Here is a 21,413-nt window from a genome sequence, read left to right on the forward strand (position 1 = left end):
AGAGCCTTACTCGAACTCCCGTCCCCCAGTGGGGAACCGGACTCCGGGAGGACTCGTCGCTCGCGGCTAGACGACGTAGGGTCGTCGCTCCCGCGCCTCCCGCAGCGCCAGCCCCCACCACGCCAGTTCACCGAGCAGCGCGTCCGCGTCCCGTTCCATCTCCTCCGTGCCGACCTCCTCGCCCGCGAGCAGGTCGAGGCTCACCCCGTCCCGTAACGTCACGACGTGGAGCTCGGCGAAGACGCACCGCAGACCCTCGACCGCGTACAGGCCGTTGGACCGGCTGCCGTAGGAGACGAATCCCACGGGCTTGGCGTGCCACTCCTCGTAGGCGTAGTCGATGGCCTGTTTGAGGGAGGCCGGGAAACTACGGTTGTACTCCGGGGTGACGACGACGAACGCCTCCGCGTGGGCGACGGCCTCGGTGAACCGCACCATCGCGGGCGTCGGGTGCGAGGGCAGCCGGCCGGGGAAGTCGTAGTCGGCGAGGTCCACGACCTCCACCTCGACCTCGCGCCGCCGCCGCGCACGCGCGACGAACCACTCCGCGATGCGCTCACCCGCCCGCCCCTCGCGCGTGCTCCCGATGATCACGGCGATGCGCAGGGCCTCGGCGTCGGCCAACGCCGCACCTCCTCTCGCACCTCTCACCCTTCAGGCGCGAGAACGGCGCGGGCCCCCGCTAGATCGGATCTAGCGGGGGCCCGGGTGGCGTCGGGGCCACGGCGTCACAGCACGTCGGCGAGCTCGGCGAGCAGCCGGTTCCGCGAGTGCGCGCCCACGACCGTCCGCAGCGGCTCGCCCTCGCGGAAGACCACCATCGTCGGCGTGCCGAGCACCCCGTAGGCGGCCGTCGTCCGCGGGTTGTGGTCGACGTCGACGCTCACGATCCGCAGGCTGCCCGCCCGTTCCGCCGCGATCGCGGCGAGGACCGGGGCCACCATCCGGCACGGCGGGCACCAGGTGGCGGTGAACGTCACCAGCACCGGCAGCGGCGAGGCCAGCACCTCCCCGGCGAACGTCTCGTCGGTCACCTCGGCGACGACGCCCGTCGTCGCCCCGTCCACGCCGCTGGTCCCACGGGTCACCGCTGCCCCCGCCTGTGCCCTTGCCTCGCTCTCGGCCCCGCTATCGGTCCCGCTATCCGTCTCGGTCCCGGTCCAGCCCTCCGTCACCGTCCCTCACTCCTTCCTCGTCCGGCGCCCTCGACGCCCGCCGTCCCGCCGGCCGCCCCGCCCGCCGCGGCGGACTCGGCACGGGCCAGGCGCTCCCGGATGCTCTCCCTGACCTCCCACAGCTGCTCGATGCAGGCGTCCAGCTCGGCGAGCTTGCTGCGGTACGCCTCGATCGACGCCGGACAGCAGTCGCCCGTCGGATTCCCGGCGCGCAGGCACTCGACGAACGGACGGGTCTCCTCCAGCTCGAAGCCGAAGTCCTTCAGGAGGCGGATCTGCCGCAGCAGCCGCAGGTCGTCCTCGCCGTACGTCCGATGGCCGCTGCCGTCACGCCGTGCGGTGATCAGCCCTCGGGCCTCGTAGTAGCGCAGCGCCCGCGCCGTCGTCCCGGCCCGCGCCGCCAGTTCTCCGATCCGCATGAGCCGACGCTACGCGTTGACGCCCACGTCAGGGCCAGAGGTTAGAGTCGTCGACGTGGAGGGACGGGAGGCCGGGCAGGTCACACACGCGGTGAAGAGCGCCTTCAAGGCCGTGTACGCCAGCACGAGCCGGATGCTGGAAGAGCACGGCCTCCACTTCGGCCAGCACTACCTGCTGCTGGAGCTCTGGCGGGAGGACGGGCAGACCGTCGGCGGGCTCACGGAGCGGCTGGGCGTCGAGGGACCGACGGTGGTCCGCACCGTGCGGCGCATGCAGAGCGCCGGCTTCGTGCGCCGCGAGCCCGACCCGGCGGACCGGCGTCGCGTCCTCGTCTTCCTCACGGAGCGGGGCAGGGAGCTGGAGGCGGTCGTCCCGGCGGGGCTGGAGTCCGTCGCGCGCCAGGCCGTCGCCGGCCTGACCACGGCCGAGGTCGACGCGCTCCTGCACACCCTGACACGCGTCAGCTCCAACCTCACCTCCCCTCCGAACTGCTCGGCCGCCCCACGCGACTAGCGCGCCGCCTCCCCCACGCCTCCTCCGCCCGTTCACGGCGTTTCTTTAGCCGGCTATGTAATATTAGCTAGCCGGCTAGGCAAGTCCTGGAGGGCTTCCCCTGCCGCGCCCACGCGCCGGGCCACGCCACGGCTCGGCGGCGTTCCGACATCCCCGACGGAGGATCACCCATGGACCTGGGACTTCACGGCCGCACCGCGCTCGTCACGGGCGCCTCCAGCGGCATCGGCGAGGCCATCGCCGTCGCCCTCGGCGCCGAGGGCGCCCGCGTCGCGCTGACGTACCGATCCGGCGCCGACCGTGCCGACGCCGTCGCGCGACGGGTGAGGGAGGCGGGCGGCGAGGCGCTGCCGTTGCCGCTCGACCTCACCGACCACGCCACGATCGACGCCGCCGTCGCCGCGGTACGCGACCGGTGGGGTGGCATCGACACGCTCGTCGCCAACGCCGTCGAGTGGCCGCGAAGCGGCCCTCCGCGGCGCGGCCTGCGGTTCGAGGACGCGGACCCCGCCGACTGGCAGTCCGAGCTGCGCGCCAACCTCGACGGCACGATGGCCACCGTGCGCGCCGCCCTCCCCGCGATGCGCGGGCGTGCCGACGGCCGCGTCGTCCTCCTCTCCTCCGGCATCGCCGAGGAGGGCGTCCCGGGGGCGTGGTCCTACGGCGCGGCCAAGGCCGGCCTGCACGGCTTCGCCCGCTGCCTGGCCTGGGACCTGGGGCAGGAGGGCATCCTGGTCAACACCGTCGCCGTCGGCTTCACGCTCACCCGGGCCAACCGCGACCGCATGCCCGCCGACGTCCTCGCCCGCACCGCCGCCTCCACCCTCACCCACCGCCTCTCGGATCCCGAGGACGTCGCGGCCCTCGTCACCTTCCTCGGCTCGCCCGCCAACCGTTCCGTCACCGGAGAGGCCATCCGCGAGGGCTCCTCCACCACCCGCTCAGCCCACGGCGTCCTGCTCTGACACCCGGGCGGGCGCGGGGCTGACCGTCGCGCCGCGCCGCCCCCCGCGTTCCGCGCGCCGCCGCTCAGGGCGCTCCCACCAGCGCCGTCAGGCGGGCGCACCGCCGGCAGGCACGCGCCGAGGAGGCGACCAGGGCGTGGGCCGCGGCGCTCAGCGCGAGAGCGAGGGCGAGCAGCGGCCAGGTGGCCGCCAGCGGGGACAGCAGCGCCAGGGCGAGTGTGGCGACGACCATGGCGACGCTCGCGACCGTCCCGAACCAGGCCACCGCCCACGACAGCCGCCGCGGCGGCCTGCGCAGCCGCCGGCCGAGGGCACCCGTGGTCGCCAGGGCCACGACGCCGAGCAACGCGGCGGTGGCGGCGACACCGGCCAGGTTGAGCGCGAGCAGCTGGACGGCGCGCGGCAGCGGCCCCTCCGCGACGCGCGCCGCCCCAGCGGCCCAGATCAGGTACCAGCAGGCGAACAGGAACGGCGTGGTGAGGGCGAGGGTCCACGCCGTGTGGCGGGTCTGGGCGACGGTCAGCTCGCGTTGGCAGCTCGGCGCGAGCTCGTCGGGAGTGCCGAACTCCTCGACGGCCTGCTCGGCGGCGCGGTCGTAGGGCCATCCGTCGCGGGTGTAGGCGGCGACCGTGTCGGCGAGCCCGTCGCGTATCTCCTCGACCATCCGGGCCTTGGCGCGGGCCGGACCGTGCAGCGCGGCGGCCAGCGCCGCCGCGTGCGCCGCGACGGCGTCGTCCCGCCCTGCGTCGTCCCGCCCTGCGTCGTCCCGCCCTGCGTCCGCCTGCCCTGCGTTCGCCCGCCCTGCGTTCGCGCGTCCGGCGTGCGCGCGCCCGGCGTCCGCCCGCCCCGTGGCCGTCACGCCGTCACCGGCCCGGCCGTCGGCCCGTTCCCCGGCCGCGACGCCGGCCCGGCCAGAGGGCCGGCCATCGGGCCCGTCACCGGGTTCAGCACCGAGCCGATCGCGGCGGTGAACTCCCGCCACGCCGCCCGCTCGCTCGCCAGGCCGCCACGCCCCGCCTCGGTGAGCTCGTAGCACCGCCGTCTGCGCTCGCCGACCGACTGCCAGCTGCTGCGCAGCAGGCCGAGCCGCTCCAGCCGGTTGAGCGCCGGATAGATCGTGCCCGTGCGCAGCTCCAACGCGCCCCCGCTGCGCTGCTGCACCGCGGCGATGATCGCGTACCCGTGCAACGGGCCCGACTCCAGCACCGCCAGCAGCAGGGCGTCGAGATGTCCCCGTACCGCGTCCGCCTTCATAGGTTGACAGCCTACTCACTCGATGCGTAGACGTGCTATGTATTGGCAGCCAACATATCCACAGACATGGGAGCCCTCCATGACCAAGCTGCTGCTGTCCCTGCACGTCCTCGCGGCGATTCTCACGGTCGGCCCCATCGCCGTGGCCGCCTCGCTCTTCCCCCGCCACGCGCGCACGGACGCCCCGAGCACGCCCCTGCTGCACCGGATATGCCGCGGCTACGCGGTCGTCGGCATCGCCGTTCCGGTCTTCGGCATCGCGACCGGCGCCCAACTCGGCGTCCTCACCGACGCCTGGCTCGTCGCCTCACTGGTCCTGACGGCGATCGCGGCGGCCCTGCTGACGCTCGCGATCCTCCCCGCACAGCAGCGCCTCCTCGCGCTCGCCCCGGCCGCTGACGGCGACGGCGTGGCCGACGGCGCCACCGCCACACCCGCCGAGGCCGACGCCGACGCCGACACGCGCCGGGACGACCGCACGGCCGTCCGCCTGACCGCCCTGACCGGCGTCTTCAACCTCCTGTGGGCGGTCGTCGTCGTCCTGATGATCGTCCGCCCGGGATCGACGACGGGAGCGTGACCACCATGCGCGCGCTCCGCGCCGCCGCGGCGGCCGAGGCCGCCTCCCTCGTGGTCCTGCTGGCCAACCTCCTCAGCGTCCACGCGGAGCCGGTCGCCTCCCTCGTCGGCCCCCTCCACGGCACGGCGTACCTCGCCGCCATCGCCCTGACCCTCATGACCCCGACGGCCTCCCGCGCCGCCCGCTGGCTGTCCGTGATCCCGGGCGTCGGCGGCCTGCTGGCGCTGCGACGACTCCGCGCGGACGGCACGGACGGAACGGAGGGTACGGACGACACGGGAGCGGCCAACGGCGGGCCGCCGGGAGCGCGGTGACGCGTTCAGCTCGGGGATCGTTCGCGATCGTTCGCGATCGCCCAGGATCGTCCGTGAACCAGCATCCTCGCGCGGACTTCCTCGCCCGCCGGCCGCGTCCCCGCCGCCGGGGCGGGGCTACTGCGTGCGGTAGCGGTGGCGGATCGTGGCCTTCTGGGTCTTGCCGTGGGTCTTGGCCATGGTCACGCGCCTCTCGCGCAGCTCCTGGCGGGCGCGCTTCTGGGTCTCGGAGTTCCTGCTGGACTCCTGCTCGCTGAAGGAACCGGAGCGGGGATGGTGGTGCTTGGACATGCGACCTGTCTCCTCTGTCTCCTCTGCCTGCCTGTCTCTGCCTGCTTGTCTGCCCGTCTGTCGGGGCTCCGTCTCGCGTCTGCCCGTGCGGCGGGCAGACGAATCTTGACGTTCCACTTTAGGACGAATTACTCTGAAATGGCCTGCGGGGCGAGCGAGGGAGCTCGACCGGCGAACGAGATCGAGGGAACTGATCGAGGCAACGAGATCGAGTGATCGAGCTCGTGGGCCGGGCTGAGAGGCCGGAAGGCCACAGGGTCGGACGGCGACCCCCAGCACCTGGCCGGGTAATCACCGGCACAGGGAGCCCACCTCGCAGGTCGCGGCTGTCCTGACGCTGTCAGGACAGCCGAAGGGCGCCCGCCCGATCTTGTCGTGTGCGGTTCAGCCGAACGCCCGGCGGCGGCGTAGCATCGCCGCATGAGCGAGGCAGCGAGCCTTCCCGGGCGGCCCAGGATCGGATCGTTGGACGGCCGGGCCACACCGCGCGCCGAGTGCGTTCTCGCGCCGAACCCCTCCCCCATGACGCTCGACGGCACGAACACGTGGATCCTCGCCGAGCCGGACTCCGAGCTGGCCGTGGTCGTGGACCCGGGGCCCGAGGACGAGGAGCACCTGCGGCGCGTCGTCCGGACCGTGGAACAGGCGGGACGCCGCGTCGCGCTGACGCTCCTCACCCACCACCACCCCGACCACTCCGGTGGCGCGGCGCGCTTCGCCGAGCTGACCGACACGCCCGTGCGGGCGCTCGACGCCCGGGAACGCCTCGGCGAGGAGGGCCTCGGCGCAGGTCAGGCGATCGTCGTCGGCGGCCTGGAGCTGCGGGCGGTGCCGACGCCGGGGCACACCGAGGACTCCCTGTCGTTCCTGCTGCCGGCCGACGGCGCCGTCCTCACGGGCGACACGGTGCTGGGGCGGGGCACCACGATGGTGGCCCACCCCGACGGCCGGCTCGGCGACTACCTCGACTCCCTGCGCCGACTGCGCTCCCTGACCGTGGACGACGGCGTGCGCACGGTGCTGCCGGGGCACGGCCCCGTGCTGGCCGACGCGCAGGGCGCCATCGACTACTACCTGGTCCACCGCGCCAAGCGCCTCGCCGAGGTGGAGACCGCCGTGGAGGCCGGCCACCTCACGCCGGCCGAGATCGTCGCGCACGTCTACGCGGACGTGGACCGCTCGCTGTGGCCGGCGGCCGAGCTGTCGGTCCGCGCACAGCTGGAGTACCTGCGGGAGCACGGCCTAGCCTGAGCCATGCGAACACGGCCACGGGTAAGGCCCGTACGACGCGCCACGGCCCGACGGACCACGCGGCTCGCGGCGTTACTGACCACCGCGACGGCCACAGCGGTGGCCCTCGCGTCGCTCACGGCCTGCGGCGCCGACGAGGAGCCCCGGTCCGGCCAACGGAACACGCCGGACGGCGAACAGGCGTCGGCCTCGGCGTGCCGCGCGGAGGGGCAGGCCGGGGAACAGGCCGAGGACCGGGCCGGTGAGTGGGCCGCCCCGCCCGCTCCCGACTTCAACGGCGACGGCCTGGCCGACCTCGCCATCCCCGCCCACCTCAGCACCGTCGACGACACCCCACTCGCCGGCGCCATCTCCGTCGTCCACGGCTCGGAGTCCGGACCCGACACCGCCAACGCCCAGGTCATCAGCCGCGCCAGCGAGGGCGAACTCGGCGAACTGCTGCGCCAGGGCACCCGTCTCGGGGAGGACACCCTGGCCCGCGACCTCGACGGCGACGGCTTCACCGACCTGCTGGCCAGCATGGAGAACCCCTCCGAGGACTGGGAGGCACCGCCCCTGCTGGCCCTGATGTGGGGCTCGGAGGAGGGCCTGTCGAGCGGCACGCTGCTGGAGGGCTACGAGGCGAGCGGCGGCGACCTCGACGGCGACGGCCACACCGACCTGGTGCTGAGCGCCCGCGAGGGGCTGCACGTCTGGTACGGGCCGATCAGCCGGGACGGCCAGCCGCGTCGCACGGACGACCTCGGCGGCCACTTCGGCGACGGCGGCCCCCCGGACGAGTCGATCGTGGGCGACCTGACCGGCGACGGCCGGGACGACCTCGTCACGAGCGACGCGTACGAGGACCTCCAGGAGCAGGCCCGTCTCTACCTCGGCGGCGAGGAGGGCGTGGCGTCGGACCACACCCTGCTGGAGCTGTACAGCGACAACGGGCTCGTCGCCGACTTCGACGGGGACGGCGACGGCGACCTCGCCGTCCGCGACGTCACCGACGTGTCGGAGGACAAGGTCTTCAAGGCCGGCGAGGTGGAGGTGCCGTGCGGCTCGCCCTCGGGACCGGTCGTCCCGGGCACCGCCCTGACGCCGGAGACGGTGGGCCTGACCGGGGATGACGGGGTGTGGGACGACGCGGACGGCGTCGACGAGGACCAGGGCGACCAGTTCGGCTCCGCTCTCGCGGCCGGCGACGTCAACGGCGACGGCCTCGCCGACCTCGCCGTCGGCATCCCCGGCACCAACGCCAACGCGGACACCACCGACACCGGCGCCGTCGCCCTCATCCTCGGCAGCCACGACGGACCCACCGGCGACAACGCACTCCTCCTCGACCAGGACACCGAAGGCGTCCCCGACGACGGCGAACTCACCGACCGCTTCGGCTCCGCCGTCTGGCTCGGCGACATGAACGGCGACGGCCACCCCGAACTCGCCGTCGGCGCCTACGGAGAGACCGGCAACGGCACTCCCGACAACCCCTCCGGCCGCGTCTGGATCCTCCACGGAACGCCCACCGGACCATCCACGGACACCGTGACCACCTTCGGGCCCGCCGACCTCGGAGCACCCGAACACGGCTCGGACGGCAACCAGGCCACCCGGTACGGAACACACTTCGGCCACAGCTTCGCCCAACCCTGAGCCAGCCCGCGCGCCGAACCGCCGCGCCCGCCTAACCTGAGCCAATTCGAACAACGCACGGGGAGGGTCCATGCGACGACGCACCAGGACGTCACCGACCGGACGGTTCACGGTCTTACTGACCACTGCGACGGCGCTGGCGGCGTCGGCGGCGCTCACGGCCTGCGGCACCGAGGAGGAGCCCCGGTCCGGCCAACGGAACACGCCGGACGGCGAACAGGCGTCGGCCTCGGCGTGCCGCGCGGAGGGGCAGGGCGGGCAACAGGCCGAGGACCGGGCCGGTGAGTGGGCCGCCCCGCCCGCTCCCGACTTCAACGGCGACGGCCTGGCCGACCTCGCCATCCCCGCCCACCTCAGCACCGTCGACGACACCCCACTCGCCGGCGCCATCTCCGTCGTCCACGGCTCGGAGTCCGGACCCGACACCGCCAACGCCCAGGTCATCAGCCGCGCCAGCGAGGGCGAACTCGGCGAACTGCTGCGCCAGACAGGCTTCCTGGGTCGGCAAACCCTCGCCCGCGACCTCGACGGCGACGGCTTCACCGACCTGTTGGCGACCGTGTCGATCACGTCGGACGAGTCGGACGAGTCGGACGAGACATGGGTCCCGCCCCACGTGGCGGTGCTGTGGGGGTCGCCCGACGGCCTGTCCAGCGGCGTCCTGGTGGAGGGCGGCCAGGTGTGGGGCGGCGACGTCGACGGAGACGGCCACACCGACCTGCTGGTGAGCACCCAGGACGGACTCGCCGTGCGGTACGGACCGTTCACCCGGGACGGGGAGCCGAGCCGTGAGGACAGCCTCGGCGACAGCTTCGGCGACAGCAACGTTCCGGGCGAGGTGATGGTCGGCGACCTGACGGGCGACGGGCGGGACGACGTCGTCACCAGCCAGGGGTTCGAGGAGATGCAGTACAAGGCCCAGTTCTACGCCGGCGGCGAGGACGGCGTGGCGCTCGAACCCACCACGGTCGAGGTCTTCAGCGACAACGGGATCGTCGCCGACCTCGACGGGGACGGCGACGGCGACCTCGCCGTCCGCGACGTCGGCGAGGTCTCCGAGGACCAGCCGTTCAAGGCGGGCGAGGTCGAGGTGCTCTGCGGCTCGCCCACCGGGCCGATCGGCCCCGGCACCGCCCTGACCTCGGAGACGGTGGGCCTGCCCGGCGACGGCGGGGAGTGGCCCGAGGAGGACCTGAACGGTGACGGTCGGTTCGACGACTTGGACGAGCTGAACCAGGGCGACCAGTTCGGCTCCGCTCTCGCGGCCGGCGACGTCAACGGCGACGGCCTCGCCGACCTCGCCGTCGGCATCCCCGGCACCAACGCCAACGCGGACACCACCGACACCGGCGCCGTCGCCCTCATCCTCGGCGGCGAGGACGGGCCAAGCGGCGACGGCGCGCGCGTCGTCGACCAGGACACCGAAGGCGTCCCCGACGACGGCGAACTCACCGACCGCTTCGGCTCCGCCGTCTGGCTCGGCGACATGAACGGCGACGGCCACCCCGAACTCGCCGTCGGCGCCTACGGAGAGACCGGCAACGGCACTCCCGACAACCCCTCCGGCCGCGTCTGGATCCTCCACGGAACGCCCGACGGTCCGTCCACCGAGACGATCACCTCGTTCGGGCCCGCCGACCTCGGGGCGCCCGACCACGGCTCGGACGGCAACCAGACCAGCCAGTACGGGACCCACTTCGGCCGCAGCTTCGCCCAACCCTGAGCCCAGCCCTGGACGGGCCTCCCCGGGGAGGGAGCGGAGCAGGAGCAGCGGGAGAAGAAGCCGGGGAAGGGCCGGCCGGAGACCGGAGAAGGGCCAGGAGTCCCAGCGTCCTAGCGGGAGCGGCGGGCGAGGCGCTCGATGTCGAGGAGGATGACGGCGCGCGCCTCCAGCCGCAGCCAGCCGCGGGCGGCGAAGTCGGCGAGGGCCTTGTTGACCGTCTCGCGGGAGGCGCCGACCAGCTGGGCCAGCTCCTCCTGCGTGAGGTCGTGGACCACGTGGATGCCCTCGTCCGACTGGACGCCGAAGCGGCGCGAGAGGTCGAGCAACGCCTTGGCGACGCGGCCGGGGACGTCGGAGAAGACGAGCTCGGACATGCGGTCGTTCGTGGTGCGCAGGCGGCGCGCGACGGCGCGCAGGAGCGCGGCGGCGACCTCGGGCCGCGCCTTGAGCCACGGCTGGAGGTCGGGATGGCCGAGGCCGAGCAGCCGGACCTCGGTCACGGCGATGGCCGTGGCGGTCCGCGGTCCGGGGTCGAACAGCGACAGCTCGCCGATCAGCTCGCCGGCGCCGAGGACGGCCAGCATGTTCTCCCGGCCGTCGGGCGAGGTGCGCTGGAGCTTGACCTTGCCCTCCGTGACGACGTAGAGCCGGTCGCCCGGCTCGCCCTCGTGGAACAGCGTGTCGCCGCGGGCCAGCGTCACCTCGGACATGGAAGCGCGCAGCTCGGCGGCCTGCTCGTCGTCCAGGGCCGCGAACAGCGGGGCCCGCCGCAGTACGTCGTCCACCAGTTCTCTCTCCCTCGTCGACCGGTGTGCGTCCGGTACGTCACCACCCACGCGCTCCATGATGCCGGACAGGACGGCAACCGGTTCAGGCAGTGCTATCAGTCACAAGTTTGGCGTACCAGGACAGCGGGATTCGCGATAGGGGCCGGACCAGGCGTGTTCCGCGCCGACCGCCGCCCGGCGTCAGTCCTTGCGTTTAGGCTGGCCGGGTGGCCCAGGGACCCGATGGGGCGCTTGGGATCGAGCGTAGGTGTGTGAGGAAGGAGGGGCCGGGCGGGTGAACGCAGAACAGCATTCCGCTGAGAGCGAACAGCGGCGGGGGAGGGCGCCGCGGAAGCCCGAGACGGCGGGGACGAGGAAGGCGGCGGAGCCGAGGAAGACCCCCCGCACCCCGCGGCCGGCCCGCACACCGCGGACCGAGAGCCGGCTGGCGACGGTGCGCCGGGCCCGGAAGATCGACCGCGTCCTGGGCGAGGTGTACTACTACGCGCACCCGGAGCTGGACTTCGAGTCCCCGTTCCAGCTCCTGGTGGCCACCGTGCTCTCCGCCCAGACCACCGACCTGCGGGTCAACCAGACCACCCCGAGGCTCTTCGCCGCGTATCCCACGCCCCGCGAGATGGCGCTGGCCGACCCCACGGAGCTGGAGGAGCTGATCCGCCCCACCGGCTTCTTCCGGAACAAGACGAAGTCCCTCATCGGCCTGTCCGCCGCCCTCTGCGAGCGGTACGGCGGCGAGGTCCCCGGCCGTCTGGAGGACCTCGTCACGCTGCCGGGCGTGGGCCGCAAGACGGCGCACGTCGTGCTCGGGAACGCGTTCGGCCGGCCGGGGATCACCGTGGACACGCACTTCCAGCGCCTCGCGCGGCGCTGGAAGTGGACGGAGGCGACGGATCCGGACCGGATCGAGGCGGAGGTCGGCGAGATCTTCCCCCGGAAGGACTGGACGATGCTCTCGCACCACGTCATCTTCCACGGGCGACGCGTCTGCCACGCCCGTCGGCCGGCGTGTGGCGCGTGCCCCGTGGCCGCGCTCTGTCCCGCGTACGGTGAGGGCGAGACGGACCCGGAGAAGGCGAAGAAGCTCCTGAAGTACGAGCTGGCGGGCCAGCCGGGACAGCGGCTGAAGCCACCGCCGGACTTCCCCGGCCGCCCGGCCGCCCCGCTCCTCCCCGGCCCCGACCAGCCGCCCGCCGACCAGCCGCCGGCCGAGCGGCCTGACTAGCGCGGACGCGGCACGGACGGCACGGACGGCACGGACGGCAGACACGGCACGGACGGCAGACACGGTACGGACGGCACAACGGCGGACACGGCACGAACGGCACAGGCACGCGGACGGGCCGGAGGCCGCGGGGGACACGGCAGACGAGGCGCGCGGGACGAGGCGGAGGGCAGATGACGTCGGCTCCAGAGATCACCTCCGAGGGGCTACCGGACTGGCTGATGCCCGTCGCCCAGGTGGCGCGCACGGTCCGGCCGCGGCAGCTCAGCAGCTTCCTGCCGCCTCCCGACGGGGGGCGCCCCTCGGCCGTGCTCGTGCTGTTCGGCGAGGGCGTGGACGGCCCGGAGGTGCTGCTGCTCCAGCGGGCGAGCTCGCTGCGGGCGCACGCCGGGCAGTGTTCGTTCCCCGGCGGCGCCATCGACCCCGAGGACGGCGACCCGCTGGGCGAGGGCGCGCTGCGCGCCGCGCTGCGCGAGGCCAGGGAGGAGACCGGGCTCGACCCGTCCGGCGTCAGGATCTTCGCCACCCTGCCCCGGCTGTACATCCCGGTCAGCGGCTTCTCGGTGACGCCGGTGCTGGCCTGGTGGCGTGAGCCGACGCCGGTCGGGCCCGTCGACCCGCGCGAGACGGCGCGGGTCTTCACCGTGTCCGTCGCCGAGCTGGCGGACCCGCGCCACCGGGGCACGGCCGTGCACCCGAGCCGGTACCGCGGGCCGTGTTTCCTGGTCGCGGGAACCCTGGTGTGGGGCTTCACCGCCGGCGTGATCGACAGGATCCTGCACTACGCCGGCTGGGAGCAGCCGTGGAACGCCGACCGGGAGATCCCTCTCGACCACCACGCGTGACCCGGGCGCCCCCGCTCCGCGCACGCCCACGCCCGCCCCTTCCCACGGCCGGGGCCACCGCTGGCGAACACGGAGAGAAACCGTGAGACTCTGGTCGAGTGACGGGCATCGCTGCGGGGATCACGGCGGGCATCGCCAGCATGAACGCGCTCGACGCGCTGCTGCTGTGCGCGGCGGTCTGCTTCGCGGTCGTGGGGTACCGGCAGGGCTTCGTCGTCGGCGCGCTCTCCGTCAGCGGCTTCGTCGGTGGCGGCCTGCTCGCGCTCTCCGCCCTCCCCGTCCTGTGGCGGGAGGTGGCGGGCGCCGCCGGGCCGGGCACCGTCGGGACGGTCGTGGCCGTCCTCGTCGTCGTGGTGTGCGCCTCCGCCGGGCAGGCCCTCACGACGCACCTGGGCCACCGGCTGCGCGAGCGGATCACGTGGACCCCGGCGCGCGCGGTGGACGCCACGGGCGGCGCGCTGGTCAACGTGCTGGCGATGCTGCTGGTGGCCTGGCTGCTCGGATCGGCGCTGGCCACGACCACCCTGCCGCGGATCGGCCGCGAGGTGCGCGGCTCCCAGGTGCTGCTCGGGGTCTCCGAGGTGGTGCCCGAGGAGGCGAACGCCTGGGTCGACGACTTCGGCTCGATCATGACGCGGCACGGCTTCCCCCAGGTGTTCTCGCCGTTCGGCGAGGAGCCGATCCGGAAGGTGCCGCCGCCCGACCCGGCGCTGGTCGCGGCCGGCAGCGCGGCCGTGGCCGCCGCGCGGGAGTCCGTCGTCCACGTCTCGGGCACCGCCCCGGACTGCGGGAAGGTGCTGGAGGGCTCGGGCTTCGTCATCGCCGCCGAACGGGTGATGACCAACGCGCACGTGGTCGGGGGCGTCGACGAGCCCACGGTGCGGCTGGGCGGCACGCGGCGGGCCCTGCCGGCCCGCGTGGTGCTCTACGACGCCCGGCGCGACGTCGCCGTGCTCGACGTGCCGGGCCTCACGGCTCCCGCGCTGCGGTTCAGCGAGGGCGACGCGGGCACGGGGGACGACGCCGTGGTGGCCGGCTTCCCCGCCAGCGGCCCGTTCGACGTCCGGCCGGCGCGGGTGCGCGACCGCTTCGAGGCCGACGGCCCGGACATCTACCGCAGGGACACCGTCAGCCGCGACGTGTACTCCCTGCGTGCGGCCATCCGGCCGGGTAACTCCGGCGGACCGCTGCTGACGCCGGACGGCGAGGTGTACGGGGTGGTCTTCGCGAAGTCGCTCGACGACGACGCCACGGGGTACGCGTTGACGGCCGACGAGGTGCGGGACGTGGCCGCGCGGGGGCGCGCGGCCGAACGGCCGGTGGACAGCCTGCGGTGCGCGATGTGAGAAGCGGCGCGCGACGGTGTGCGCCACGGCCGCCGCGCGGCCCTCCCGCGACGTCGTGCCGCCGCGTTGTGCCGCCGCGTCCGCCGCGCGGTCCGGCGCCGGGCCCCTCCCGGCCCCTCTCCGTCGTGTGTCGCGGGTCAGCCGCGTGGGTGCCTGAGGCGGACGCCCACCCACCGCGCTCTGCGCCTGAGGATGTGCGGGAAACCGATGTGAGGATCGGGCACGGTGCCCTGGCCTGCGAAGACGCGCCGCACGGCGCGCTCCGTCCGGGGGGCGGCTCCGTTGCCGCCGGGGTCACGTGCCACGTCACGGTAGTCGTGCGTCCAGCCCATACCCTCGTCCCTGCCCGGCCTCCAAGGTCAGTAACCACCCGTTGGTGAACTCGCTGGGCTCATGCTCTTGACATATGCCTGACAGCTGTCGTCCTCGCGTGCCCGGCTCGCCCGTCCGGCTCCCGGGGGTCCGGCTGAGCGGTCGGCCTCAGCGGTCCGGCTCCGGGTCGCGCAGCCACTCGACGAGCTCGCCGCTGAAGGCGATCGGGTCCTCCTCGTGCGGGAAGTGCCCCAGGCCGTCGAAGAGACGCCAGCGGTAGGGCGCCTCCACGTACTCGCCGGAGCCGGCCGCGCTGCGGGTGCGTATGACGGGGTCGAGCGAGCCGTGCAGGTGCAGCGTGGGCACCAGCACCGGGCGCTTCATCCGCCGGTAGAACTGTAGGCCGTCCGGGCGTGCGATGGACCGGACCAGCCAGCGGTAGGGCTCGATCGAGCAGTGCGCGGTCGAGGGGATGGTCATCGCCCTGCGGTAGGTCTCCACGTCCGCCGGATCCGGCTGGCGCGGCCCCGACCACTCCCGCATCAGCCGTCCCACCTCCGCCGCGTCGTCGGCGACGAGCTGCCGCTCCGGCAGCCAGGGCCGTTGGAAGCCCCAGACGTAGGAGCTGGCGGCGGTCTGGCGCGGGTGGCGCAACAGGGAGGAGCGCCAGTTGCGGGGGTGGGGCATCGAGGCCACGGCCAGGCGGCGGACCAGCTTGGGCCGCATGACGGCGGCGGTCCAGGCCAGGTAGCCGCCGAGGTCGTGGCCGACGAGGGCGGCGTCGGGCTCGCCGAGGGAACGGATCACGCCCGTGACGTCGAGGGCGAGGTTGGCCGGGTCGTAGCCGCGCGGCGTGCGGTCGGAGCCGCCGACGCCGCGCAGGTCCATGGCGACGGCGCGGTACCCCGCGTCGGCCAGGGCGGTCAGCTGGTGCCGCCACGCCCACCAGAACTGCGGGAAACCGTGGAGCAGCAGCACCAGCGGGCCCTCGCCGACCTCGGCGATGTGGAAACGGGCGCCGTTGGCGGCCACGTCGCGGTGGGTCCAGGGGCCCGGACGCAGCACGACCTCGGAGCGGGTGCCCGCGTTCTCGGCGCTCCGGCCGCCCGGGCCGCCGGCGCGGCGCGGACCGCCGCCGCCGTTTCCACCACGCCCACGCGCGGCGCCCCCGCCGCTGGCGCCCCCGCCGTCCCTGGCACCGTTGGCACCCCGGACGTCGCTGCCGTCCCTGTCGTCCCTGTCGTCCCCGGCGTCGCCGCCGCCCCTGGCGTCGGTCACGTCACACCGAGCCGGCCGGGACGCGGGGATGGGGCCGGACATGGGAGATCACGGCGGCTGACTCCTTCGCGGACTGCATACTGCGCGTGGGTGGACTGATGCGAGTGAACCAGACCTTCGCGGCCAGCAGCAGCACGACCGCCAGCAGCACGAACAGTCCACCGACGATGACGCAGGCGACGGCCATCGGGATGCCCCACCAGTTCCGCAGCCAGAACGCCAGCGCGAAGCTGAACAACGGCACGGCGAACAGGCCGAGCACGGCCGCGATGACGCCGGCGGCGCTACCGAAGGCCGCCCGCTTCACGTCCTGCCGGATCTCCGCCTTGGCCAGCGCGATCTCGTCGTGCACCAGGCCGGACAGGTCGGCGGTTGCGGCGGCGACCAGCTCCCCCAGGCTGCGACCCTCGTCAGCTGCGCTCATCGCGTTTCTCCCTCTTCCCTCTCCCGTTACGGCAGTCCCTTGGGCACGTGACAGTAGTGGCGGTCTGGCGGCGCGTCAGTACTCGACACCGCGCCGTCGCCCTGGGGAGTGACGAGGCAGATGCTATAGGGGCGTCCGGTGCACCCACCGAACGCCCCTGAGGCGGCTTTTGGGACTACTCCTCCGTTCGCCCCGCTCAGTCCTCGCTGGCGGCGGTCGGGAGCTTCGCCTGGATGAGGTCCATCACCGAGGAGTCGGTGAGCGTGGTGACGTCACCCAGCTCGCGGTTCTCCGCCACGTCGCGCAGCAGGCGGCGCATGATCTTGCCGGAGCGGGTCTTCGGGAGCTCCTCGACGGCGAGGATGCGCTTGGGCTTGGCGATCGGCCCGAGCTCCTTCGCGACGTGCGCGCGCAGCTCCTCGACCAGGCCCTCGTCCTCCTGTGAGCCACCGCGCAGGATCACGAAGGCGCAGATGGCCTGCGTGGTCTGCGGGTCGGTCGCGCCGACGACGGCGGCCTCGGCGATCTTGGGGTGGGAGACGAGGGCGGACTCGACCTCGGTGGTCGAGATGTTGTGCCCGGAGACGAGCATGACGTCGTCCACCCGGCCCAGCAGCCAGATGTCGCCGTCGGCGTCCTTCTTCGCGCCGTCGCCCGCGAAGTACCGGCCGGGGAAACGGGACCAGTACGTGTCGAGGTACCGGTCGTCGTCGCCCCAGATGGTGCGGAGCATCGACGGCCAGGGCTCGGTGAGGGTGAGGTACCCGCCGGAGCCGTCGGGCACCTCGTTGCCGTCGTCGTCGACGACGGTGGCGGCGATGCCGGGCAGCGGCACCTGTGCGGAGCCGGGCTTGGCGTCGGTGACGCCCGGCAGCGGGCTGATCATCATGGCGCCGGTCTCGGTCTGCCACCAGGTGTCGACGACCGGGGTGCGGTCGCCGCCGATGTGCCTGCGGTACCAGATCCACGCCTCGGGGTTGATCGGCTCGCCCACCGAGCCGAGGATCCGCAGGCTGGAGAGGTCGAACTTGGCGGGGATGTCGTCGCCCCACTTCATGCAGGTGCGGATCGCGGTGGGGGCGGTGTAGAGGATCGTGACCCCGTACTTCTGGACGACCTCCCACCAGCGCCCGTTGTGCGGGGTGTTCGGCGTGCCCTCGTAGAGCACCTGGGTGGCGCCGTTGGAGAGGGGCCCGTAGACGATGTACGAGTGGCCGGTGACCCAGCCGACGTCGGCCGTGCACCAGTAGACGTCGGTCTCGGGCTTGAGGTCGAACACGGCGTGGTGGGTGAAGGACACCTGCGTGAGGTAGCCGCCGGAGGTGTGGAGGATCCCCTTGGGCTTCCCCGTGGTGCCCGAGGTGTAGAGGATGAAGAGCGGGTGCTCGGCCTCGAACGCCTCGGGGGCGTGCGTCTCGGGCTGACGCTCCATCAGCTCGTGCCACCACACGTCGCGCTCCTCCGTCCAGGGGATCTCCTGGCCGGTCCGGCGCACCACCAGCACCGTGCGCACGTTCGCCGTGCCGGGACGGGTGAGCGCCTCGTCCACGGCCGGCTTGAGGGCGGAGGGGGCGCCGCGACGGTACCCGCCGTCGGCGGTGATGACGACGCGGGCGTCGGCGTCCTCGATGCGGGTGGCGAGGGCGTCGGCGGAGAAGGCGCCGAAGACCACGGAGTGCGGGGCGCCGACGCGGGCGCACGCCAGCATGGCCACGACGGTCTCGGGGATCATCGGCATGTAGATCGCGACGCGGTCACCGGCTTGGACGCCGAGCTCGGTCAGGGCGTTCGCCGCCTGGGACACCTCCCGCTGGAGCTCGGCGTAGGTGATGGCGCGGGAGTCGCCCGGCTCGCCCTCGAAGTGGATCGCGACCCGGTCGCCGCGGCCCTCCTCGACGTGCCGGTCCACGCAGTTGTACGCGACGTTGAGCCGGCCGTCGGCGAACCACCTCGCGAAGGGCGGGTTCGACCAGTCGAGTGTTTCCGTGGGCTCGGTCTCCCACGTCAGCCGTCGTGCCTGCTCGGCCCAGAAGCCCAGCCGGTCCGCCGCGGCGGCCTCGTACGCCGCGGCCGTGACGTTGGCGGAGGCGGCGATATCGGCGGGGGGAGCGAACCTCCGCTCCTCCGTCATGAGGTTGGCAAGGCTTTCGTTGCTCACGACATCTCCCCTGCGGTGCGGTGCTGTCTGATGTGTCCCCTGCACAGCCCATCAGCCGGGCAGTCCTTTGACAAGGGAAAGCGCCTCCATGGTCGCGTGCGCGGAGAGGTCTTGCGCCGAACGGCGCCGCCGCCGCGCCGGACGGCTGGTCACCGCGCCGAACGGCCGGTGTCCGGGGCTTCGCCACGGAGAACGGGCCCGAGCCCCGGGCCTCCGGGCCGTCTGGCGCCCACGCCCTCGACGGGGAACCGCGGGCCCCGGACGGCCCGGCTCGCGACGGGTGCCGGCTCCCCAGCCGACGCCGGATCCCGGACGGACGGCACGCCTCCGAGCCGGTGCCCCGACCCGAGAGGCGGGCCGGGGCACGGCTCGTGGCGGTCACCGGCGGTCACCCCGGAGGGGAGCCGGCGAGCATGCCCGAGGAGGAGACGGGCATCTCCTCGGGCCGGACGGCCCTGAACTCCGGGACCTCCGCCGTCCCCTCCGACGCGGCCCCGCCGGGCGTGGGGCCACGCCCCAGCAGGTACGCCTGGACCTCGCCGACGTGGAAGTACATGCCGCGCAGCTCCAGGCTGCCCGCCGCCAGGCGCTGGGCCACGCAGGCGTGCCGGGCGAGGTGGTCCAGCTGCTGGACCACGTTGACCAGGCTGAGGGCCTCCAGGGGATCGGTCACGGGACGGCCGTCGAGCAGGGGCGCCTGGCCCCGCAGCTCGGCGAGCCGGTCCAGGCTGGGCCGCGCGTGCCGCAGCCACCGCTCCAGCGGGCCGCGCGGACCGCCGCCCGTCCGGGCCTCGTGCAGCGCCTCCATCCCGCCGCAGCCGGAGTGTCCGCAGACGGTGATGGCGTGGACCCCGAGCACGGTCACCGCGTACTCGATGGCCGCGGCGACGGAGCCGTCGGACGGCTCGTCGAGCGGCACGAGGTTCCCCGTGTTGCGGACGGTGTAGAGGTCGCCGGGGCCGCTGGAGGTGATCATGCTCGGGATCAGGCGGGAGTCCGAGCAGGTCAGGAAGAGGTGGCTGGGCCGCTGGCCCTCCCGTGCCAGCCGGACGAGCTCGCGGCGGACCAGGGGCGCGGTGGTGCGCTGGAAGTTCCGCACGCCGCCGAGGAGCTGGTCGCGGCCTCCCGCGTCGCCGCCTGCCGCCTCGCCGCCGCCCGCCGGGGCGGCGCCCCGCCCGGCCTCGCCGCCCGCGTCACGCGGCCGGTGGCCGCTGCCTCCCGCCGCCTGCTCGCCGCAGCCGGAGCCCTCGGCGGTGCACTGGTGGTTCCGCCAGGGCTGCCACGGCCGGCAGCGGTGGGTGCCCCGCGCCGGGTCGGTGAGCTGGTCGACCAGCTCACCGGCACGCCCGGCGATCTCCACCCGGCCGCCGTGGGCGAGGTGCGCGGCGCGCCAGTCGTGCAGCGTCTCGTAGGCGGCGTGGTCCATGAAGGTGCCCGCCAGCTCGACGACGGCCGTCTCCCCCACGGGCACCTCGGCGAGCGCCCGGCTGAGCCGCGGCACGGCGAGGAAGGTGAGCTCGCCGTGGACGCGCAGCTGGTGGGTGCCGTCCGCCAGCCGCTCGTGGTCGACGCGGGTGTGGCTCAGGTGGTGGAGCGAGACCGCCACCGCCGTGGCGATGCCGATGCCGACGCCCTCCAGCACGCCGAGCAGCGCCGTGCCCAGGCCCGTGGCCACGTAGACCAGGATCTCGCGGTGACGGGTGACGGTGCGGATGTGCGTGATGCTCACCATCTGCACGCCGACCACCATCACGAGCGCCGCGAGGGCGGCCAGCGGGATCAGTTCGAGCAGGCCGACGAGCAGGCCCGTGGCCAGCAGGACCCAGCAGCCGTGAAGGGTGGCCGACCAGCGGCTGACGGCCCCGGCCGCGACGTTGGCCGAGCTGCGGACCGCGACGCCCGTGACGGGCAGGCCGCCGAGCAGACCGGAGACGACGTTGGCCGCGCCCTGGCCGCGCAGCTCACGGTCGAGGTCGGCCCTGGGCAGGGGCGGCCCGGCGCCGCGCCGCTGCCGGGCGGCGGCCAGCTTGTCCACGGCCACGGCGGAGAGCAGGGACTCGACGCTGGCGACGAGGGTGACGGTGAGGACCGCCGCGAGCACCCCGAGGGTGGGCCCTTCGGGCAGGGTGGCCAGGGCGTGGCTGCTCCACGACGGCAGGTCGACGCGGGGCTGGCTCTGACCGGCGAGCGTGTCCAGCGCGGCGGCGAGGAGCGTGGCCAGGACCACGGCGGCGAGCGCGGCGGGCGCGACCCGCCGCACGAGCGTCCCTCCGGGCCCGGGAAGCCTCGGCCACAGCAGCAGGACGCCGATGGTGAGCCCGGCGACGGCGAGGGCCGCCGGATGCGGGTCGGCGAGCTGGCCTGGCAGCTGCGCGAGGTTGTCGAGGGGGGAGCTCTCCGGGCTGCCGCCGAGGACGGTGTGGAGCTGGGCGAGGGCGATCGTCGCCCCGATGCCGGCGAGCATGCCGTGGACGATGGCGGGGCTCACGACCAGCGCGAAGCGGGCCACCCGCAGAGCGGACAGCCCGAGCTGGGTCAGCCCCGCCAGCGCCGTGATGGCGCAGGTGGCCCGCCAGCCGTACTGCTGGATGATCTCCGCGGTGATCACCGTGAGGCCGGCCGCGGGACCGCTGACCTGGAGCGGGGAACCGCCCAGCGAGCCCGCCACCAGCCCCCCGACGGCGGCGGCGACGAGGCCGGCCTGGAGGGGGGCGCCGGTGGCGAGGGCGATGCCGAGGGAGAGCGGCAGAGCGATGAGGAAGACCGAGATGGAGGCTGACAGGTCGGCACGGGGCGGCGGCTGGGGCGGCATCTGGTGGCTCCGTCCTGGACGAGGCGGGGACGACCGGCGATCACCGATTGTGTTGGTATTGCTACTTCCAAGCACTGGTAAACGAAGAGTAATGGCACGTAAAG

21 protein-coding genes are annotated in these 21,413 nt (G+C 74.0%); 10 read left to right on the plus strand and 11 right to left on the minus strand.

Going from position 1 to position 21,413, the window contains the following annotated elements; translation table 11 throughout:
• Window positions 1–66: 66 nt before the first annotated feature.
• The 3 genes from ACTWP5_RS00490 to ACTWP5_RS00500 all read right to left on the minus strand — a co-directional run bounded on the left by ACTWP5_RS00490 (window position 67) and on the right by ACTWP5_RS00500 (window position 1,594).
• Window positions 67–624 carry an NADPH-dependent FMN reductase gene (locus ACTWP5_RS00490; RefSeq protein WP_443218607.1) on the minus strand — a complete coding sequence of 186 codons (558 nt, stop codon included), beginning with the start codon at window positions 622–624 and terminating at the stop codon, window positions 67–69.
• A 104-nt stretch (window positions 625–728) separates the two neighbouring features.
• Window positions 729–1,088, minus strand: coding sequence for a thioredoxin family protein (locus ACTWP5_RS00495; RefSeq protein ID WP_443218608.1), 360 nt, complete (start codon window positions 1,086–1,088; stop codon window positions 729–731).
• A gap of 83 nt (window positions 1,089–1,171) precedes the next feature.
• Window positions 1,172–1,594 (minus strand): MerR family transcriptional regulator, encoded by a 423-nt coding sequence (locus ACTWP5_RS00500; RefSeq protein ID WP_443218609.1) that lies wholly within the window; start codon window positions 1,592–1,594, stop codon window positions 1,172–1,174.
• Window positions 1,595–1,649: 55 nt separating this feature from the next.
• Here ACTWP5_RS00500 and ACTWP5_RS00505 point away from each other — a divergent pair, with 55 nt between their 5' ends.
• Window positions 1,650–2,108 (plus strand): MarR family winged helix-turn-helix transcriptional regulator, encoded by a 459-nt coding sequence (locus ACTWP5_RS00505; protein ID WP_443218610.1) that lies wholly within the window; start codon window positions 1,650–1,652, stop codon window positions 2,106–2,108.
• Window positions 2,109–2,278: 170 nt separating this feature from the next.
• A complete protein-coding gene (locus ACTWP5_RS00510; protein WP_443218611.1) occupies window positions 2,279–3,073 on the plus strand; it encodes an SDR family NAD(P)-dependent oxidoreductase in 795 nt (264 codons plus the stop codon).
• Between the two features lie 64 nt (window positions 3,074–3,137).
• Here the strand turns inward: ACTWP5_RS00510 and ACTWP5_RS00515 are convergent, their stop codons facing one another.
• Both ACTWP5_RS00515 and ACTWP5_RS00520 read right to left on the minus strand, forming a co-directional pair.
• Entirely contained in the window at window positions 3,138–3,932 is a 795-nt protein-coding gene (locus tag ACTWP5_RS00515; RefSeq protein ID WP_443218612.1) for a permease prefix domain 1-containing protein, read from the minus strand.
• Window positions 3,929–4,327, minus strand: coding sequence for a PadR family transcriptional regulator (locus ACTWP5_RS00520; protein WP_443218613.1), 399 nt, complete (start codon window positions 4,325–4,327; stop codon window positions 3,929–3,931). Before ACTWP5_RS00520 ends, ACTWP5_RS00515 begins: the two co-directional genes overlap by 4 nt.
• Before the next feature lie 79 nt (window positions 4,328–4,406).
• Here ACTWP5_RS00520 and ACTWP5_RS00525 point away from each other — a divergent pair, with 79 nt between their 5' ends.
• Both ACTWP5_RS00525 and ACTWP5_RS00530 read left to right on the plus strand, forming a co-directional pair.
• Window positions 4,407–4,907 carry a hypothetical protein gene (locus ACTWP5_RS00525; protein WP_443218614.1) on the plus strand — a complete coding sequence of 167 codons (501 nt, stop codon included), beginning with the start codon at window positions 4,407–4,409 and terminating at the stop codon, window positions 4,905–4,907.
• A 5-nt stretch (window positions 4,908–4,912) separates the two neighbouring features.
• Window positions 4,913–5,221, plus strand: a complete 309-nt coding sequence (locus tag ACTWP5_RS00530; RefSeq protein ID WP_443218914.1) for a hypothetical protein — start codon at window positions 4,913–4,915, stop codon at window positions 5,219–5,221.
• Window positions 5,222–5,338: 117 nt separating this feature from the next.
• Here the strand turns inward: ACTWP5_RS00530 and ACTWP5_RS00535 are convergent, their stop codons facing one another.
• Complete coding sequence (locus tag ACTWP5_RS00535; protein ID WP_443218615.1) at window positions 5,339–5,512, minus strand: hypothetical protein; 174 nt, start codon at window positions 5,510–5,512, stop codon at window positions 5,339–5,341.
• A 420-nt stretch (window positions 5,513–5,932) separates the two neighbouring features.
• On the opposite strand from ACTWP5_RS00535, the gene ACTWP5_RS00540 reads away from it, so the two are divergent.
• The 3 genes from ACTWP5_RS00540 to ACTWP5_RS00550 all read left to right on the plus strand — a co-directional run bounded on the left by ACTWP5_RS00540 (window position 5,933) and on the right by ACTWP5_RS00550 (window position 10,124).
• The gene (locus ACTWP5_RS00540; RefSeq protein ID WP_443218616.1) at window positions 5,933–6,763 is read left to right on the plus strand and encodes an MBL fold metallo-hydrolase; all 831 of its coding nucleotides are present in this window, start codon (window positions 5,933–5,935) and stop codon (window positions 6,761–6,763) included.
• Window positions 6,764–6,862: 99 nt separating this feature from the next.
• The gene (locus ACTWP5_RS00545; RefSeq protein ID WP_443218617.1) at window positions 6,863–8,401 is read left to right on the plus strand and encodes an FG-GAP and VCBS repeat-containing protein; all 1,539 of its coding nucleotides are present in this window, start codon (window positions 6,863–6,865) and stop codon (window positions 8,399–8,401) included.
• 70 nt (window positions 8,402–8,471) lie between these two features.
• Window positions 8,472–10,124 carry an FG-GAP-like repeat-containing protein gene (locus ACTWP5_RS00550; protein WP_443218618.1) on the plus strand — a complete coding sequence of 551 codons (1,653 nt, stop codon included), beginning with the start codon at window positions 8,472–8,474 and terminating at the stop codon, window positions 10,122–10,124.
• Window positions 10,125–10,234: 110 nt separating this feature from the next.
• Here the strand turns inward: ACTWP5_RS00550 and ACTWP5_RS00555 are convergent, their stop codons facing one another.
• A complete protein-coding gene (locus tag ACTWP5_RS00555; RefSeq protein ID WP_443218619.1) occupies window positions 10,235–10,909 on the minus strand; it encodes a Crp/Fnr family transcriptional regulator in 675 nt (224 codons plus the stop codon).
• A 277-nt stretch (window positions 10,910–11,186) separates the two neighbouring features.
• On the opposite strand from ACTWP5_RS00555, the gene nth reads away from it, so the two are divergent.
• The 3 genes from nth to ACTWP5_RS00570 all read left to right on the plus strand — a co-directional run bounded on the left by nth (window position 11,187) and on the right by ACTWP5_RS00570 (window position 14,325).
• Complete coding sequence (gene nth, locus ACTWP5_RS00560; RefSeq protein ID WP_443218620.1) at window positions 11,187–12,134, plus strand: endonuclease III; 948 nt, start codon at window positions 11,187–11,189, stop codon at window positions 12,132–12,134.
• Window positions 12,135–12,307: 173 nt separating this feature from the next.
• Window positions 12,308–12,979 carry an NUDIX hydrolase gene (locus ACTWP5_RS00565; RefSeq protein ID WP_443218621.1) on the plus strand — a complete coding sequence of 224 codons (672 nt, stop codon included), beginning with the start codon at window positions 12,308–12,310 and terminating at the stop codon, window positions 12,977–12,979.
• 140 nt (window positions 12,980–13,119) lie between these two features.
• Window positions 13,120–14,325 (plus strand): MarP family serine protease, encoded by a 1,206-nt coding sequence (locus tag ACTWP5_RS00570; RefSeq protein ID WP_443218915.1) that lies wholly within the window; start codon window positions 13,120–13,122, stop codon window positions 14,323–14,325.
• Window positions 14,326–14,805: 480 nt separating this feature from the next.
• Here ACTWP5_RS00570 and ACTWP5_RS00575 read toward each other — a convergent pair whose 3' ends face one another.
• The 4 genes from ACTWP5_RS00575 to ACTWP5_RS00590 all read right to left on the minus strand — a co-directional run bounded on the left by ACTWP5_RS00575 (window position 14,806) and on the right by ACTWP5_RS00590 (window position 21,309).
• On the minus strand, window positions 14,806–15,702 hold the full coding sequence (locus ACTWP5_RS00575; protein WP_443218916.1) for an alpha/beta fold hydrolase: 897 nt from the start codon (window positions 15,700–15,702) through the stop codon (window positions 14,806–14,808).
• A gap of 214 nt (window positions 15,703–15,916) precedes the next feature.
• The gene (locus ACTWP5_RS00580; protein WP_443218622.1) at window positions 15,917–16,339 is read right to left on the minus strand and encodes a phage holin family protein; all 423 of its coding nucleotides are present in this window, start codon (window positions 16,337–16,339) and stop codon (window positions 15,917–15,919) included.
• Window positions 16,340–16,535: 196 nt separating this feature from the next.
• The gene (gene acs, locus ACTWP5_RS00585) at window positions 16,536–18,497 is read right to left on the minus strand and encodes an acetate--CoA ligase (protein ID WP_443218623.1); all 1,962 of its coding nucleotides are present in this window, start codon (window positions 18,495–18,497) and stop codon (window positions 16,536–16,538) included.
• A 388-nt stretch (window positions 18,498–18,885) separates the two neighbouring features.
• A complete protein-coding gene (locus tag ACTWP5_RS00590) occupies window positions 18,886–21,309 on the minus strand; it encodes a bifunctional SulP family inorganic anion transporter/carbonic anhydrase (protein WP_443218624.1) in 2,424 nt (807 codons plus the stop codon).
• Window positions 21,310–21,413 lie beyond the last annotated feature (104 nt).

Source organism: Streptomyces sp. 4N509B, from assembly GCF_052245655.1.
In the GTDB taxonomy this organism is placed as follows: domain Bacteria; phylum Actinomycetota; class Actinomycetes; order Streptomycetales; family Streptomycetaceae; genus Streptomyces.